Here is a 17,026-nt window from a genome sequence, read left to right as displayed (position 1 = left end):
GCTTAACTGCTAAAGCCTAGGGAAAATGCTCAATACGAGTCAGCACGCCATTACTGAAATATAAGGAAACGTTTTTTACCTTGAGCGGTGAACTGCCTTTGCGCCAGGTATAAGCGTAATCCCAACGGTTATTATTAAAAGTTGGGCTCAAAAGGCTGCTTCCCAATAAAATAGCGACATCTTGTTTGCTCATGCCTATTTTAAGTCGGGATACAGTGGATTGCGGTAAAAGATTACCCTGTTGAACGATTCGTCTTGAAAAATCATAAGAGGCGCACGATGCAATGCCGAATGAAATTGTAAGAGCAAGTAATAAACGTAACAATCGCATAATTTTGCCTGTCCTGAAAAATTTCGCCATAATAGCATGTCATTCGTAGAAAGACACTCCAATCGATTAGCTTTTTAAGGAGCCTGTGTGGAAGAGAGCCAACAGTTAAAAGACGCTGGATTAAAAATTACCATGCCCAGACTCAAGGTATTGCAAATCCTTGAACAGTCTAAGGAACACCATCTTAGCGCAGAGAATGTCTACAAGGCATTATTGGACATGGGCGAGGATGTAGGCCTGGCCACGGTATACCGAGTTTTAACCCAGTTTGAAGCTGCTGGCCTGGTTGCCCGACACAATTTTGAAGGAGGGTATTCAGTTTTTGAATTGACTCAGGGTGATCATCATGATCATCTTGTCTGTGTTAAATGCGGGCGGGTGGATGAATTTGTCGATGAGGTGATTGAAGAGCGTCAGCGGCTGATTGCTGAACGTGCCAATTTTAAAATGACTGACCATGCGCTGAATATCTATGGTCTTTGCCCAAATTGCCAGGTGAAATGATTAGACTATTTATCATGGAGATGATGGATAAAGATAAATTCTCTTGATGACCGGTAAACTGCATTATACTTAGGCAAAAGATCAGTATTGCAAGGATGTTACAAAAATGAATGAGGAATTACGCAAAGCATATGCCGCCGCTGAGTTTCCGGTAATGGATATTGGTGGCATTCTGCTTGATAACAAGCTATTGCCTGACTCTCCGGTAAATCTGGTACTGAAATCCTTTAACCGGCATGGGCTGATTGCTGGCGCCACCGGAAGTGGTAAAACCAAAACCATGCAGGTGCTTTGCGAGCAATTATCACTCGCCGGCGTTCCCAGTCTGGTCATGGATATCAAGGGCGATGTTTCAGGATTAGCGGTACCGGGGGTGGAAAATGATTTTTTGCGTAAGCGCTGTCAGGAATTGAATGTATCGTTTACCCCGCGCGGTTTTCCGGTTGAGTTCCTAACGTTGAATGACGAACAGCAAGGCGTTCCTGTCAAGGCGACAGTCGCTGATTTTGGTCCCATTCTGTTTTCACGGATGCTGGACATTAATGAAACGCAATCCGGTCTGGTAACCGTTATCTTCCAATATGCAAAAGAAGAGCAACTGCCCTTAATCGATTTAAGTGATTTCAAAGCCTTGTTACAGTATGTACAGACAGATGCCGGTAAGACAGAGATAGAATCCCGTTTTGGGGGGATCCCTTCTTCGTCGATAGGTATTATCACCCGTAAAATTATCGAACTCGAAACGCAGGGCGGTAACAGTTTTTTTGCAGAACCCGCATTTAATGTGATGGATTTGATGCGCACAACGAATCAGGGATTAGGCATTATCTCCATTCTTCGATTAATGGATATGCAGGATAAACCCAAGCTATTTTCAACATTTATGCTGAAGCTTTTATCGGATGTATACCGTTTGATGCCAGAGCTAGGGGATCCCGATAAGCCGAAACTGGTGTTATTTATAGATGAAGCGCATCTTATCTTCAAAAATGCCAGTAAGGCCCTGCTCAATCTGCTGGAAACCATCGTCAAACTGATTCGTTCAAAAGGAATTGGGCTGATATTCAGTTCGCAAACGCCCAAGGACATTCCTGATAGCATTCTCAGCCAGTTAGGTTTGAAAATTCAACATGCCCTGCGCGCCTTTACCGCTAAAGATCGACAGGCCATGAAGCTGGTGGCTCAGAACTTTCCACCGACTAACTATTATAATACAGAGCAGCTATTAACCTCTTTGGGCATTGGAGAAGCGTTACTCAGTGCTTTGGATGGGAAAGGCCAGCCGACGCCATTAATTCAGTGCATGATTAGACCGCCCGAATCGCGTATGGGCGCTTTAACTGAGCAAGAGCTAAGTTCAGTGGTCCAACAATCCTCTCTGGTATCGCAATATCGGCGGAAGGTCAATACGCGTTCAGCAGCCGAAATTCTTGCACAGCGCAAAAAGAATACTATCGATATGACCATGGATGAAAGTAAGAAACGAAAACCAAAGGAGAAGGCAGAGCCTTCAATGATTGATCAATTAAGCAAAAACAGCTTATTTCGGCAATTGGTTCGTCAGTTCTTTCGTCAGCTTACTGATCAGCTGCTTAAAATTCTGGGCGTGAAGAAAAGCCGATAGTTAGGTGGAGGTAATATTGTCTATACTTAAGGGGAGTAATTGGTAAAAGCAAAAGCCTCGCGGCGTTAAAAATGGAGTGACACGGAAGTGCTCTTTTTAAATAATATGCAAAAATTTCGCAATATCATTACCATAAAAATATTTGCTTCACTATCTTTGCTAATCAGCCTTTTTGGTATGATGCTGTGGATTGTGGCTGCATCACAGATTTATATCTTTGCAGGAAGTCATTATCCCATGCAGTTTAACACTGCATTGTGCATTGCCCTGAGCAGCATCTCTATATTGTCCTTGCCTTCAAGGAAAAAGCTGGCGTTAATTTTGAGCCAGTTTGCCAATCTTCTGGCTGCTCTGACCTTTGCTCAATATCTGACCGATATGAATTTTCGTATAGATGACCTGTTTGGTTATATGGACTTAAACGTGACCTATCCGGGTCGAATGGCTCCAAATACGGCCTTGTGTTTAATTTTATTAAATACTGCTCTTCTGATGCACCTTAAATGTCATTCGAGAATTATACGCTTCACCCAACTCGCCCTCGTTTGTGTAGTCTTTGGCTTGACTTTCCTGTCGTCTATTTCCCATTTTCTTGAGATTAGAGCCGTTTATCTATGGTCGGGTTTGACCGCTATGTCGATTCAGACCGCACTGGGTATTATCTTTTTAAGCAGTTCCCTTATTATTTTGTTTCTTCTTCATTTTCGGCGTTTTTATGTGGGTTTGATCGAAACTATTGCGATAGTGGTTATCGGAACACTTGCGTCCATTCTGTTCTGGCAGTTTTTGTATATGGATTTTGAATACAATGTACAGAAAAAAATTCAAAATGAGGCGATGGTGGTCAGTAATGAAATCAAGACTGTTCTTGGATCTCAGGCTGAAGCGGCAAGGCGCTTTTTCTATCGGGTCAGCGATTCACCTATAGATGATGAGCGAATAAAAAAAGATGCTGTTCACTACCTCGAAGATATGCCCAGTCTGGTATATATTCAATGGCAGGCAAACCAGGGTTTGATGTCCAACAGCAGTCAATTGGTGATGAATCAGGCTGAGATGGCGCGGTTCTGTGATAATGCTCCTTCCACAAATTCAGGAATACGAACCGTAATTTCCCGAAAGCCGTCAAATAATCATTATTTTCTATGTTTGCTGAGTGCTAATGACTCAAACAGGCTTATGCTTTTCGATTTTACTAAATTTCTTTCCGATACCATTAACAGTCTTCTGCCGCGAGGCTTTAATCTCAGGATTTCTGATAATCAGCATATACTTTTTGAGCGTTTGTCTGCTGAACCCAGCAATAGCAGCAATTTGCGATTTGCCGATAAACTGGAGGTGCATTCTTTTGCGGGTGAACTGCGGTTCTTCATCTGGCCAAGTAACAATTATTTACGAAGCAATAGCCCTGTTTTGCCTGATTTCTTTTTATTTTTTGGCCTGATAATCACCGGCCTTTTGGCATTTATTAATTATTTGAAACACAGTGTCAATATGAAAAATGAAAAGCTGCGTAATACGATGCAAAACAGAAACCAGCAATTATCTGAAATGAAAGCCAAGTATGAACGCATCTATGAATACTCCCCTGATATGCTTTTATTCATTGATACGGGCAATCTAATTACGGAGTGTAATGAAACGTTCGTTGATTCAATGGGCTATTTTAGAAAAAATGGTGTTTTAGGACGTAGTTTATTTGATGTGTTGCATTTGAAAGATAAAAAAATTAAAAGGGATATAGCTAAAATACTGGCGGACAGAGGAGCAATAAAAAACCTGGAATTGTCGTTGACCAATCTAAATGGAGAAGAGTCCCTGGTAATGTTAAAAGCCAGCCCTTTTCTGAATGAAGAAAAAGAGTTCCTGGGATATTCTTTTAGCTTACGTGATATTTCGGATATCAACGCCTTAAAACAGGAATTAATGGCTCGTGAATACAGTGTCAACTTATTCCGCGAGAATATCGCTCTTTACGATCACATTCTTGACGAAACGACTGATGGCTGGTGGGATATTAACCTGGAGACGAAAGAATGCCGTTTGTCAAAAAAACTGCTGCGTTCTTTAGGTCTGGATGCACGTTATTCTCATTCACATGTGAATTTTTTTAGAGAGCATGTGATTCCTGAAGATTTTGCTATTGTCGAAAACAATTTAAAACAACATTTGATTTCCAAAGGCCGCTTTCCTTTCAAACAGGAGGTTCGTTACAGACATCAAAATGGAAAGCTGGTATGGATCTTCTGCCGTGGTCAAGGCATTCTCGATCCCGATGGTAAAATTCGAAGGGTTGTGGGTACACACGTTGATATTAGTGCCCTTAAGTTAACCCAGGCCAAATTATCAAAAAAAATCAAGGAAATGGACTTAATTGATCAATCAACTCATTTGGTTTTAATGTCTGATGATATCGATACGGCGCTGAGGAACTGCTTATCGCTGATTGGCCTTACAACTCCCTTTTCCAAAGGTATTCTTTATCGCTATCACCCCGCCGCCAATGTCATGGTGGCTACAGCTATCTGGTCTAAAAAAGAGATTGAACCTGAAATGTTAGGGGAGGGGGAGTTCCCTCCTTTTTCGCTGGCCTATGGTGAAGGGCTGGCAGGGAGAGCATGGCAGGAAGGAAAGTCACAATTATCCAGGGTTGACATTGAAAAATTCAAGGCGGTTCTGGTTAATAAATGGAATAAACTTACATTAAATCAGGTGATAGCCGTGCCTCTTTTTTTAAGTGATAAGGTGGAATGTATTTTTGAGTTTTATCCAACAAAAAAATTAGTCATCAATGAGAATGAGCTGGGTCTTTTTGATATTCTGGCCACACAATTAAGTCTGGCACTGGAAAGAAAAAAAGCAGATTATCTGCTAAAACATTTAGCCTTGCATGACGAGCTTACCCAACTGCCTAACCGTCGTGCCTGCCTTGAAATGCTCGAAATGAGCTTAAGCCGCGCGAAGCGGAGTAATAGCCGGTTTGCATTAATGTTTCTTGATCTGGATGGCTTTAAACAGGTCAATGACAGCTTTGGGCATCATATTGGTGATTTACTACTGATTGAAGTGAGTCAGCTGTTTAGAAAAGCCATTCGTAAGCAAGATTATCTGGCGCGTCTGGCTGGTGATGAGTTCATTATTATTGTAAATGATTTACTTAATCAGGAAATGTTGGCGGTACTGGCTAATCGGTTGATTCAATCTCTTTCACGCCCTCTGGTACTGGAAAATAATATTGTGAAAGTATCGGTCAGTATAGGCTGTGTTACTTATCCAGAAGCAGGTCAGAACATCGAGGATCTTTTACGAGGCGCGGATTATGCCATGTATAAGGTCAAACAGGGCGGTAAAAACAGTTTCTCGGGTTTATCCTGAGATTTTAAGCCCCTCTCTCTAACTCTCTCCCCAGAGGGGAGAGAGGATTCTCTCGGGATTGCCTATTTAACGCGAACCGATAGCTCTAGAATAAACTCCGCGATCTTTTCCGGTTTTTCCGGATAATTGACAAAGGCGTCGATTGTTACTTTCTTATTCACGCGCTCGCCACTATCTTTAGATTCAAATAGCGCTGCTCTGACTTCCTGGCCGCTATCACAAACAAAAAAAACATCCGATTCCGGACGTCGAAGGAATTCGGCATGGAAGGATTTGAAAACCAGAGAAAGGTTTAACTTCTCTTTATTGGCGTAATAAAAAGCGTGGAGTCCGCCGGCGACATCTGCGCCAACAGCCAGTGCACCGAAATACATGGAGTTAAGGTGATTTCGGCTTCGTCGACGCAATGGGATTTTCATTACAATCTGATCATCATTTAATACCAGAAGTTTGGGGCGTAAATGGCCAATCAGAGGCACCTGGAATGTTCCAAAATACCATAGGAAATATTTGAAGCGTTTAAATAAGGTCATGAGTCGTCCTTGTTTACCTGTAGTTTAGAAATAATCTTTTTTACACCGCGTACCTGATTGACGCGCTTGACAATTGCCAAAATCGATTTTTCCTGTTTTACCTTTCCACTCAGCGTCACCGTACCATTGCTGGTGCTGGCTTTAATACCCACTAAAGGGATGGATTCATCATCAAACACTTTGGCTTTTAAAACGGCTGCTTCAACCTTTGCCGTAATATAGGCATCCGTTAATCCCATATTGACTGGTTTGATTACCAGATTTTCAATCTCTACCGATTTAACGCCTTTGGTTGATTTGGCGAGCGTTAAGGCATCGACAAAGGCCTGTCGATCATTGACGTGTCCGCTTAAAGTGACGACCCCGTTTTCTGTAGATACCGAGATTTTTAAGGGGTTTAAATCTGTGTGTTTTGTGTATTTGGCCTTAATTTTCGCAGTGATGACTGAATCACTGATAGCTTGTTCAATTTCTTTCAGATTGGGTTCAGCATAGGCAGAAGGAATTGAACCTGAAAAACAGAAAGATAAAATAAAATATAGAAAAATTCGCATGGCAGGCTAAATATCAAATCCCATTTACGGAATTATACCATAGATTGTCATTGCCGCGCGGAAAGACAAGTCGGGGTGTAATCTGCGCATCTGGCGATGAATTCTATTATCCCGGGAAACTGTTTCATGCCAGGTCAGATTTGGGAGATCTCTCACTTCCTTCGAAATGACGGCGTGCCTGTCTGTCTGAGTAATGATACAGTTTAATGAACACTCTCATTATCCCCAGTAAAATGAACTGGCGAGACTTTTGGTTTCCCGGTAATTAATGAAGAAAATTTATCAGCGTGGCTGAATGAAGAAAATACAAGAAGACTTAAAAGAAAAGATTTTATCAGTTTACTCATCATAATCTCTGCTAATAGGCTATTATTGTTATCGTCAGTTGCATAATCCGCTTTAATTAACTCCACAAGCTGGCATCAAAAGGGTATAATTGATTGTTTTTTGTTTAAGCAGGTCAGGCATGCACAGGATTAGTATACGCGGCGCCAGAACACATAATTTGAAAAATATCGATGTGGACATTCCGCGAAATCAGTTAACAGTCATTACGGGTTTATCCGGTTCCGGAAAATCATCCCTTGCTTTTGATACGCTATATGCGGAAGGGCAGCGCCGTTATGTGGAATCTTTGTCGGCCTATGCCAGACAATTTTTGTCCATGATGGAAAAACCGGATGTTGATTCGATTGAGGGGCTTTCGCCGGCGATTTCCATTGAGCAGAAAGCGACGTCTCATAATCCTCGTTCGACTGTAGGAACTATCACTGAAATTTATGATTATCTTCGTCTGTTGTTTGCCCGGGTAGGTGAACCGCGATGCCCTGTCCATCATCATAATTTACATGCTCAGACCATCAGCCAGATGGTGGATCAGGTACTGACGCTTCCTGCGGAACAGCGGGCAATGATATTAGCGCCCGTGGTGAAAGAGCGTAAGGGCGAGCACTTACAATTAATGCAGCAATTGCAAGCCCAGGGTTATGTACGGGCTCGAATTGATGGTGAACTCTGCGAACTTGACGACCCCCCCAAGCTGGCGCTGCGTCAAAAACATACCATCGAAGTAGTGGTGGATCGATTTAAAATTCGGGAAGACATTGCGCAACGGCTTAGTGAATCTTTTGAAAACGCGCTCAACCTGGCAGAAGGTATTGCCATTGTTGCTTCCCTCGATGGTGATTTCGAGGAAATTGTCTTTTCATCCAAGTTTGCCTGCCCGGAATGTGGTTATAGCTTGAGTGAGTTAGAACCGCGCTTGTTTTCTTTTAATAACCCGGTGGGAGCCTGCCCCTCCTGTGATGGCCTGGGTGTTGATCAGTATTTTGATCCGGAGCGCATTATACATGATCGCACAGCAAGTCTTGGTGCGGGTGCAATTCGCGGTTGGGATAAAAAAACCACTTATTATTACCCCTTGCTAGAGTCTTTGGCTGAGCATTACCAATTTAATATCGAGCTTGCCTTTGAAGAATTGCCTGAATCAGTTCAAAACATTATTCTTTATGGAAGTGGTAAAGAGGAAATTGAATTTCGCTACCATCGCTCTCATGGCGGCTACCTGGTTAAAAAACATCGTTTTGAGGGGGTGATCCCCAACATGGAGCGCCGCTATCGCGAGTCAGACTCATCGATGATGCGCGAGGAGTTGGCCAAATATTTATCTTCCCGCCCTTGCCAATTATGCAAGGGCGCTCGTTTGAGAGAGGAAGCGCGCAATGTATTTATTAATGATATCAATTTGCCAGAAATCGCCAACTATTCCATTGAAAAAGCCTATGAGTTCTTCAAGCATCTTCATCTGAGTGGAAACAGGGGCGAGATTGCCGGTAAAATTAATAAGGAAATTTGTGAGCGCCTGGGATTCCTGGTCAATGTCGGTCTGGATTATTTGTCACTGGCTCGCAGTGCTGAAACCCTTTCTGGCGGTGAAGCGCAGCGTATCCGTCTGGCAAGCCAGATTGGTTCCGGTCTGGTCGGCGTCATGTATATTCTCGATGAACCATCAATCGGTTTGCATCAGCGCGATAATGATCGCCTGCTAAAAACTCTCACCCATTTGCGAAATCTGGGTAATACCGTCATCGTGGTCGAACATGATGAAGACGCGATTCGTTCTGCGGATTTTGTTCTTGATATCGGACCTGGAGCCGGGGTGCATGGCGGGCGTATTATCGCCGCCGGAACCCCGGAAGAAATCATGGCAGAAGAGAAATCCCTCACCGGGCAATACCTCTCGGGGGTTCGTTCTATCGAAGTGCCCAGACAACGCAAACACCTGGACGATGAGCGCATGCTGCATCTCACCGGTGTCTGCTGCAATAATCTGGTGAATGTCAATGTGAGTATTCCATTAGGTGTATTGACCTGTGTAACGGGGGTATCTGGTTCAGGTAAATCAAGTTTGATTAATGACACTCTCTATCCTTTGGCCGCCAATCAACTCAATCGAGCCAGTGTGATGACCCCAGGCTCGATTAAGAAAATAAGCGGCCTCGAACATTGTGACAAGGTCATTGATATTGACCAAAGCCCTATTGGGCGCACCCCGCGATCCAATCCCGCGACCTATACTGGTTTGTTTACTCCTATTCGTGAATTATTTTCAGGCACTCCCGAAGCCCGGGCTCGGGGCTATCAACCTGGGCGCTTCAGCTTTAATGTGAAAGGCGGACGCTGCGAAGCCTGCCAGGGCGATGGGATGATTAAGGTGGAAATGCATTTTCTACCCGATATTTATGTGGCTTGCGACATCTGTAAAGGAAAGCGATATAACCGCGAAACCCTGGAAATCCAATATAAGGGTAAGAATATTCATGAAGTGCTGGATATGACGGTTGAGGATGCGCGCAGCTTTTTTGATGCAATTCCAGTCATCGCCAGAAAGTGTCAGACCTTAATTGATGTGGGTTTATCCTATATTCGTCTGGGGCAAAGCGCGACTACATTGTCGGGAGGCGAAGCCCAGCGCATCAAATTGGCTCGTGAATTATCGAAACGTGACACAGGAAATACTTTGTATATCCTGGACGAGCCGACCACTGGTTTGCATTTTCATGACACAAGACAACTTTTAAGCGTTTTATTCCGTCTAAGGGATCAGGGGAATACGATTATTATCATCGAGCATAATCTTGATGTCATTAAAACAGCCGACTGGATTATTGATCTGGGACCGGAAGGGGGCAGTAAAGGAGGGCAAATCATTGCCACAGGTACCCCGGAAGAGATTACCCGAAACAAGGCATCCTATACCGGAATGTTTCTGAAGCCTCTGTTAAAGAAGAAAAAAGAGGCGGTAGTTTCCTAGTGCTCGCCTCTGACTCCAACTAACCGAGGGTTGCCGTCATCTCGAACGTAGTGAGAGATCTCCCAAATTTTGGTTTGTGCCAGCATTCGGAGATCTCTCACTACGTTCGAGATGACATGGCCTCAGCTTGTCCGAGGCATCCAGGCAATGCTTGAACCAGAGTCCAATTCGAGTTAACGGTAGTTAAACGGTTCTTATACCCATTGCAATGCTGGCGATACCAATTCATCTGCGTCTCTTTCTGGCCTGAGACTAAAAAAAGAAGGACTGTAAAGATTTAATCGTTCATGGCAGCGCAAACCAAGGCATACAAACAAGCCTAAGCCAAGCATGGTCAGGGCGGGTGTTGAGGTGGCTACACCGAGGTACATGAATCCAAGCCCCCAGAGCATTCCTGATGGGTGGGGCTGAAAAGAATCGCTCGCCCCCTGAATATACTGGGCGTGCTCAATAACATCATTGAACGATGTAGTAAAGGAGTCTTGCTCGCTGTGAGTACGAAGTTCGCTCATAGAAGAAAAATTTTAAAAATTGTCATTTTATGAACCAAAAAAACTAAAGTCAAGTCACTGTTTTTGGAAGCCGCTGTATCGTAACAAAACAAAGCAATTTGATTTTTATCTAAAAATAGCTATAACTTGAATATAAAACAAAATTGGATGAATAACATGGGAAAGTTTCTGCTATTCGTTTTGGTGATCCTGGCGCTGCTGGCATTTTGGCTAATCAGCATCTATAACACCCTCATCGGAATGATTGAGGCGATTAACAATAATAAAAAGCAAATCGATATCCAGCTAGATCGCCGTTTCAAGGTGTTTGAATCCTTGATACAAACCGTTAACAAATATATGGATTATGAGAAAACGACATTGAAAGATGTAGTTGCCTTACGTAATCAGGCACAGGCCGCAAGAGCTTCTGGCGATGAAAAAGCGAGAATGGATGCAGAGAATCAGATTTCGCAAATCGCATCAGGAATCAATCTGGTATTTGAACAATATCCTGATCTGAAAGCCAGTCAGAATATGCTTCAGCTGCAAGAGGAAATTGTGAATACAGAAAACAAATTGTCCTATGCCAAGCAGGCCTACAATGACAGCATCGAGCGCTATTATGCCAAGAAAAAATCCTTCGTAGAGGCAATGGTGGTTAATTTCTTCTCCGATAAGCTCAATAAAGAGTTCGAGTATTGGTCTTTACCGGAAGATCAAATCAAGGCACGCGAAGATTACACTGTCAAGTTTTCCGAGTAAGCCATGCCGCTATCAGACTACCATGCTTCGGTAGGTGACTGGCGAGCCCAGTTACAGAAAAACCAGCGCAAAACGAGGATAGTCATCCTCCTTTTCATCCTGATCTATACCGGGGTGGGGTTGGTGGCGGATGTATTTGTTCTGCAGTCCACTAATCCCAATCTGACTGTTGGCCAGGCTTTTCATGCCTTGCTGACCCTTCAGGTCATTCCTTATGCAACATTGATCATGGGCGGTATCGCCGTCATTTCCTTGCTAATTACCTATGCCATGTACGACCGGATTATGTTAATGGGCACCGAATATCGGGAAATTACGCCGGAAACAGCACAGAATCTACAGGAAAAGCAGTTGTACAATGTGGTGGAAGAGATGCGCGTTTCTGCGGGACTAAAGTATATGCCCAAAGTATTTCTCATTGAAGCGAACTACATGAATGCCTTTGCCAGCGGCTACAGCGAAAAATCGGCAATGGTGGCCATTACCAGAGGTTTAATAGACAAGCTTGATCGCGCCGAATTGCAGGCGGTGATGGCGCATGAATTAAGCCACATCCGTCATCAGGACATCAAACTGACATTAATGGTTGCTGTGTTGAGTAATATTTTATTGCTAGTGATTGATGTGCTTTTTTATTCGATGATTTACAAACGAGATCGCCGAAACCAGGATAATCGTCTATTGCTGATTATTATGGTTTTGCGCTGGGTGTTGCCCATATTAACTGTCGTTCTGGCATTATTTTTAAGCCGTACCAGAGAGTACATGGCCGACTCAGGGGCTGTCGAACTCATGCGTGATAATGAACCGATGGCCAGAGCATTGCTTAAAATTTCGGAAGATCATGCAGCCAATGCCGAGGAATACACCCAGGAATATGGACGAACTGCGCACGAACAGCTAAGACAGGCTTCGTATTTATTTGATCCCTCCAGTATTGACCCGGTTAAATCACTGACCAGTGCTTTTTCAACGCATCCCCTCACCGAGCAGCGTTTAGAGGCCATTGGATTTAAAAAGAAAGATAAGAGGTAACGTTTAGGCGATCGCTCTCCATGCCGGGATTTAAAACCCTCTCTCTAACTCTCTCCCTGAGGGAGAGAGGATTTGGAGGGGAGATGATTCTTTTTTTAAAATAAAAATCCCCTCTCCCAACCTGGGAGAGGGCTAGGGTGAGGGTTGATTCCAAAACCTCTCTCTGAAAGAGAGTAAGGACCATGCCTTGTCAACTAATCGGTTGAATCCTGCAGGCAATTGAATATTCTTTATTGCTTTGAGGTTCAGTAAATTGCAGCTCATTCGTATTGCTGAGCGTGATTTTCCTGTCATGATAGGAAATCCCGTCATTTTTCAATACATTAATTAAATTACCCCGTTGAAACAGCACAATGATATGTTTAATCAGAGCTCTTGATGAGCTATTGTTGAATAACCCATGATATCGGTTAATTACCTGGCTTTTATCCAGATAAGTATTAATTTCCCTCTCAATATCCTGTTCTGAATGTTCAGCCAGATGATTTTTCAAAAACTGCTGATTACTTAACACCAGCTCGATAAAATTCAGAATGTTTTCCGTTTTTACGGTGCGATAGGAAGACCAGAAGCTTAAACGTGAGCTGAATTTATTTTCCAGAAAGTCAAAAAGATTGGAAAAATTATGAACGATTACTCTGGCCTGATCGGCCTTAGCCTCATAAAAATCAGCGCGATCCTTTTGTTTTTGCAATTCAACCAGGGCTTCATTCAATTTTAGTTCCAGCGCTTCAATCAGTTCCTGTTCTCTGCTCATGCTTAGTTTCAGGGACTGAAAATCATTTCTTAAATTCTCGCTCGCTCTATTAAAACTTTCTTCGTATAGCTTGAACCGCTCGAGAATGCTGCCAATTCTGCCCTGCATGTTCTCTTTGAGCAGAGATAACTCTCTACTTGCTTCCTGGGCTACTTTTGAATTGTCACCTGAAAGAATTTCCCGTACATCTTTTAATTTATCATCCAGAGTGCTTTTCAGTTCTTTAATATCTTTCACGTTGCGATGAAAATCGGCAAGGATAGTCGTAAAGAGATCTTCATTGGCCTTTTCAATTTTTTTTACATCTTCCAGATGTTTTTTATTACTTGCCTTTAATTGCTGGACCAAATCCTGTGTTTCGCTAAATTGCCCCTTTACCTTGGCGATATCACTTGAAAGGCTGACTATCTGCGTCTGCTGTTGGATATTTTCCTTTGTTAACAGCTTGTTTCGGGTTTGCAGTTTTTTAACTCGCTCACCATTGATATCAATCTGCCTGATAAGCTCCCCCATATGGGCGGTGATATCTCCGAGTGCCTGAAAAAACTGGTGCAGGGGAGGGGCAAGTTCTTCCCGGCATTTCTCTCTGATTTTGCTTTCAAAATCCCGCAATCGTTTATAAAACTCAATAAACGAAAGCAAACTGCCATGTTTGGGATAAAGTAAAACGAATTCCAACTGCTCAGATCCAAGACCGAGCAGCGAGCTGGTCGCGTTCCACTTATATATGGGACTGTTCATTTGCTTGAGGAATTGATAAAGGCCGTCTGGTATTTCAGCTTCATTTCCTCCAAAGCTGATTTTACAGCTGCTGACCTGACCTCCTGCAATTTTTCCAGTAGTATATGATGAGGAAATATGCAATTTACCGCATAATTTATTGATGGCGTCATTCACATTCATCAATTGCAGTTGGGTAAACTTGAGAGAAGTAAATACTTCATTTTCAGACTTATCTATTTCTGAAAATTGTGAGGGTAATTCAGGATTTAAGCCAAGTAACCGGGTTAAACCATATTCTTCAAAGGTTCTGGCAATATTAAACAGATAAATTCGGTCTTCTTTAGTGAGACTGTTGGCATCAAAGGGCGTTTTGTGTTCATCCGGCTCATAGTTCTTAAGCTTATCAAGCCCATCATGAAGATACTGCATGCGTCGGCGCAGAAACTCCAGTTGTTCAAGGTTGTTTTGAAACACCGAATTAGTAATGAAACTGGTGCGTTTTATCAGTTTATTGTCATCGAGAGGTTCCGTAATCGACATGAAAGATTGTTTGGGATTGACGAGCGGCATCTTCTTGCTTTTCATCCATTTGGTATCATTCATCAAATCCAGCAATTCCTTAACCTGCGCATACTCAAAGAAATCGGATAAGCGCCTCATTGCCTCTCGGTAAAAAATATGTATCACAAGACGCCTGGCTTTGTATTCCCCTTTTTCAGACATCCCTTTGAAGCCATACTGAATTGCAGACTCAAGGAAATCCTTCTCGAGCGCCTGACAAATAAATAAAAGCTTGAAAATAGCTATCATTTCCCGCGATAACTGATCTCTGCAATTTTGATCAATAGGGGCTTTAAGTAAGAAACCATACCTGGGATCCCAGGATGTAATGTCTGCCATTACCTTGGGATTATCAAAAATATCCTGGTAACGCACAAAAGATAATCCATCCTCCTCTTGGGCAAGACGATTAAGTCCTTCTGAAACTTTTGCCAGAGGTTTCAGTAATTTGAAGATACCATATTCGTTAAAGGGAACTTTTCCGGTTGCCTGGGACGTATCTGCTCTTAACATATTCTGGGTTATTTTATAGGCAGAAAGCTGCGTGGCATCTGCTCCTGCCTGTGCATCAAACAAGCGGGCAAATAATTCCATTAAATGATTATTCAAGTCATAGAGATCGCGGGTGCAATGGACAGACATGGTCTGTACGCTAATTTCTCGCTGCTCGACAATTAATTGATCAATTAGATCGCCAAAATGTTTCTGTACTTCCTGGGCGAGCGTGGTGCGTTGCTTCTGAGTTTTTACAAAATAATCCGCAATCGTTTTATTATAATTTTCCGTAAGACCTTCATTGTCTAAAATATTTCGAAAATAGCTGGTGATAATAGTTCTGAACTTTTCTAGACGCTCTTCATTTTCATATCCTGGCAACTGGGCTATTCCCTTCATTGCCTGGATTAGGAGCACTGTAGTGTTACGCATGATTTGAACAGTGGCCTTGGCGAGGGCGCGATTTTCAGAGTTAATCACCTCGCGGTTTTTCAGATAGCTGTCGAAATATTCATGAATAGTGCGCTCAATGGAAGAGGCCAGTGTATCGGGTGGAGTCATAAGCTGGCTGCTCTCCTGCAGCATATGAATCTGGAAAATATTCCCGTCTGCAGGACTCTCATGAAGCAGGCAGAACTTGTCCAGTTCTGGCTTTAATAAGGTTCCGAGATTTAACTGCAACTCACAGCCTTTATCCAGCAGGTTTAATTCTTTGACAGTGATTTCAAGAATGCTTGCAAAATTGAAGTTTATGAATTCTCCGGCTGCCTTGTTCAGGCCGCTCATTTGCATAATAAGCTTTTTTTGGTCAGATTGCGCTTTTAAAGAGGTTAAATAGCTCCCCAGAAATGTTCCGGCCATCACACCAGCCGTGCCTGCGATAACTTCACCGGAAACCACCTTGGTGCCGATCATTGTCGCCAAAAGTCCAAACATGTTCATCTCCCTAAATGCATCAATGAATGCTCTCTTCCATGAAAACGCTTAAACAATTCATCGAATTTTTCAACGTATTGTCTAAATCAGCATTGATTTGTTAACCATATAACAGGTTTAATGAAGACGTCAACGCTTGCGTTGAGAATAAAAAAAACAATTTATTACGGGAATAAGCAGCTCGATTTTATAGTGTAGCAAAGTCACTCTAATCCCTGTAGTGGGAATGAACTTTAATTTGGAGATGGCTTTAATATAAGCATATTGGGGTTATCAGATCGTAATTATCCCAATATGCTATTGTTTAGGAGACTATGCAGCAGGGCCGTTCATCGTCCTCATCCGGTTGTTGAACTGTCTGGATGGTTGGTACCGGGAAAACATTGTTATAAACAATTAGAATGTCCTGCATGAAATCATTGGCGTCACTGTTTAAGGCATGCTCAGGCAAATGCCGGAAAGAGTATTTGGCTGAGATATTAGCCATCAACTGCAACCCCTCTGCATGTAAGGAGTTTCTGGGGGTTCTCGCCAGTATGTCACCGGGCCTGAGTATGACCGGAAAATCTGAGTTTTCCAGAGCGAGCATATAATCTGCCAAGACCGGAAACTCGGGTTTGTTTAATCGTCCGATGATTGCATTAAAGCGGCATTCCAGAATACAATTGCTATTGTCCAGTAACTCAATGCAGAGTTTACGTAATGCTCCAGCTTCTGGTGGTAAAGAAATCTGGGCGATTTTAGTGAGGATTGCTTTTCTGTTAGCCTCGTTCGTGGTCAAAGATCTTTCCCATCGTTGAACGATACCTGACAGCGACAGGGGGGCAAAATGAGTAAATGGACTGGTATTCGTTTTATTCTTGGTGTAGGTGCGAAATAGCGCCAGGGCCGCCTCGGGACTGGTAATTTTTTCCAGGTCAGTTTTGAGCTCTAAAGCACGTTTGCAGACTTGTTCATCTTCCTTGTGCTCTCTGATGAAGCGTGTGAGCTCATCCGCATAGCCTGCCAAAATGTTTGCTGCCATCTGAC

General features: G+C 42.9%; 12 protein-coding genes. 6 read left to right on the top strand and 6 right to left on the bottom strand.

Annotation, left to right across the window (positions count from 1 at the left end):
* Positions 1-16: 16 nt before the first annotated feature.
* Positions 17-361, bottom strand: coding sequence for an outer membrane protein assembly factor BamE (locus LXA66_RS05820; protein WP_370637188.1), 345 nt, complete (start codon positions 359-361; stop codon positions 17-19).
* Between the two features lie 57 nt (positions 362-418).
* On the opposite strand from LXA66_RS05820, the gene fur reads away from it, so the two are divergent.
* The 3 genes from fur to LXA66_RS15900 all read left to right on the top strand — a co-directional run bounded on the left by fur (position 419) and on the right by LXA66_RS15900 (position 5,834).
* Entirely contained in the window at positions 419-835 is a 417-nt protein-coding gene (fur, locus tag LXA66_RS05815; protein ID WP_112220470.1) for a ferric iron uptake transcriptional regulator, read from the top strand.
* Positions 836-941: 106 nt separating this feature from the next.
* Positions 942-2,459, top strand: a complete 1,518-nt coding sequence (locus LXA66_RS05810) for a helicase HerA-like domain-containing protein (RefSeq protein WP_233012392.1) — start codon at positions 942-944, stop codon at positions 2,457-2,459.
* Positions 2,460-2,546: 87 nt separating this feature from the next.
* On the top strand, positions 2,547-5,834 hold the full coding sequence (locus LXA66_RS15900) for a diguanylate cyclase domain-containing protein (protein ID WP_233012391.1): 3,288 nt from the start codon (positions 2,547-2,549) through the stop codon (positions 5,832-5,834).
* A 62-nt stretch (positions 5,835-5,896) separates the two neighbouring features.
* Here the strand turns inward: LXA66_RS15900 and LXA66_RS05800 are convergent, their stop codons facing one another.
* Positions 5,897-6,367, bottom strand: a complete 471-nt coding sequence (locus tag LXA66_RS05800) for a PaaI family thioesterase (RefSeq protein ID WP_233012390.1) — start codon at positions 6,365-6,367, stop codon at positions 5,897-5,899.
* Positions 6,364-6,921 carry a BON domain-containing protein gene (locus tag LXA66_RS05795; protein ID WP_233012389.1) on the bottom strand — a complete coding sequence of 186 codons (558 nt, stop codon included), beginning with the start codon at positions 6,919-6,921 and terminating at the stop codon, positions 6,364-6,366. Before LXA66_RS05795 ends, LXA66_RS05800 begins: the two co-directional genes overlap by 4 nt.
* Before the next feature lie 466 nt (positions 6,922-7,387).
* On the opposite strand from LXA66_RS05795, the gene uvrA reads away from it, so the two are divergent.
* A complete protein-coding gene (uvrA, locus tag LXA66_RS05790) occupies positions 7,388-10,234 on the top strand; it encodes an excinuclease ABC subunit UvrA (protein WP_233012388.1) in 2,847 nt (948 codons plus the stop codon).
* Between the two features lie 194 nt (positions 10,235-10,428).
* Here uvrA and LXA66_RS05785 read toward each other — a convergent pair whose 3' ends face one another.
* Complete coding sequence (locus tag LXA66_RS05785) at positions 10,429-10,746, bottom strand: hypothetical protein (protein WP_233012387.1); 318 nt, start codon at positions 10,744-10,746, stop codon at positions 10,429-10,431.
* Positions 10,747-10,902: 156 nt separating this feature from the next.
* On the opposite strand from LXA66_RS05785, the gene LXA66_RS05780 reads away from it, so the two are divergent.
* Positions 10,903-11,490: a LemA family protein gene (locus LXA66_RS05780; protein ID WP_133140354.1), complete on the top strand. Its 588-nt coding sequence runs from the start codon at positions 10,903-10,905 to the stop codon at positions 11,488-11,490.
* Between the two features lie 3 nt (positions 11,491-11,493).
* The gene (htpX, locus tag LXA66_RS05775) at positions 11,494-12,525 is read left to right on the top strand and encodes a zinc metalloprotease HtpX (RefSeq protein WP_112220462.1); all 1,032 of its coding nucleotides are present in this window, start codon (positions 11,494-11,496) and stop codon (positions 12,523-12,525) included.
* Positions 12,526-12,715: 190 nt separating this feature from the next.
* Here the strand turns inward: htpX and LXA66_RS05770 are convergent, their stop codons facing one another.
* Both LXA66_RS05770 and LXA66_RS05765 read right to left on the bottom strand, forming a co-directional pair.
* Positions 12,716-15,997: a hypothetical protein gene (locus LXA66_RS05770; protein ID WP_233012386.1), complete on the bottom strand. Its 3,282-nt coding sequence runs from the start codon at positions 15,995-15,997 to the stop codon at positions 12,716-12,718.
* A 304-nt stretch (positions 15,998-16,301) separates the two neighbouring features.
* On the bottom strand, positions 16,302-17,021 hold the full coding sequence (locus tag LXA66_RS05765) for a hypothetical protein (protein ID WP_233012385.1): 720 nt from the start codon (positions 17,019-17,021) through the stop codon (positions 16,302-16,304).
* Positions 17,022-17,026: the final 5 nt, after the last annotated feature.

It is taken from the genome of Legionella sp. 16cNR16C (assembly GCF_021297775.1).
Taxonomy (GTDB): Bacteria; Pseudomonadota; Gammaproteobacteria; order Legionellales; family Legionellaceae; genus Legionella_C; species Legionella_C quinlivanii_A.
This window is presented reverse-complemented; position numbering and strand designations above follow the sequence as displayed.

Excerpts from the sequence above, each read along its gene's own strand:
- LXA66_RS05820 (WP_370637188.1), bottom strand. The coding sequence starts at position 361 with ATGGCGAAATTTTTCAGGACAGGCAAAATTATGCGATTGTTACGTTTA.
- LXA66_RS05810 (WP_233012392.1), top strand. The coding sequence starts at position 942 with ATGAATGAGGAATTACGCAAAGCATATGCCGCCGCTGAGTTTCCGGTA.
- LXA66_RS05800 (WP_233012390.1), bottom strand. The coding sequence starts at position 6,367 with ATGACCTTATTTAAACGCTTCAAATATTTCCTATGGTATTTTGGAACA.
- LXA66_RS05795 (WP_233012389.1), bottom strand. The coding sequence starts at position 6,921 with ATGCGAATTTTTCTATATTTTATTTTATCTTTCTGTTTTTCAGGTTCA.
- uvrA (WP_233012388.1), top strand. The coding sequence starts at position 7,388 with ATGCACAGGATTAGTATACGCGGCGCCAGAACACATAATTTGAAAAAT.
- LXA66_RS05785 (WP_233012387.1), bottom strand. The coding sequence starts at position 10,746 with ATGAGCGAACTTCGTACTCACAGCGAGCAAGACTCCTTTACTACATCG.
- LXA66_RS05780 (WP_133140354.1), top strand. The coding sequence starts at position 10,903 with ATGGGAAAGTTTCTGCTATTCGTTTTGGTGATCCTGGCGCTGCTGGCA.
- htpX (WP_112220462.1), top strand. The coding sequence starts at position 11,494 with ATGCCGCTATCAGACTACCATGCTTCGGTAGGTGACTGGCGAGCCCAG.
- LXA66_RS05770 (WP_233012386.1), bottom strand. The coding sequence starts at position 15,997 with ATGTTTGGACTTTTGGCGACAATGATCGGCACCAAGGTGGTTTCCGGT.
- LXA66_RS05765 (WP_233012385.1), bottom strand. The coding sequence starts at position 17,021 with ATGGCAGCAAACATTTTGGCAGGCTATGCGGATGAGCTCACACGCTTC.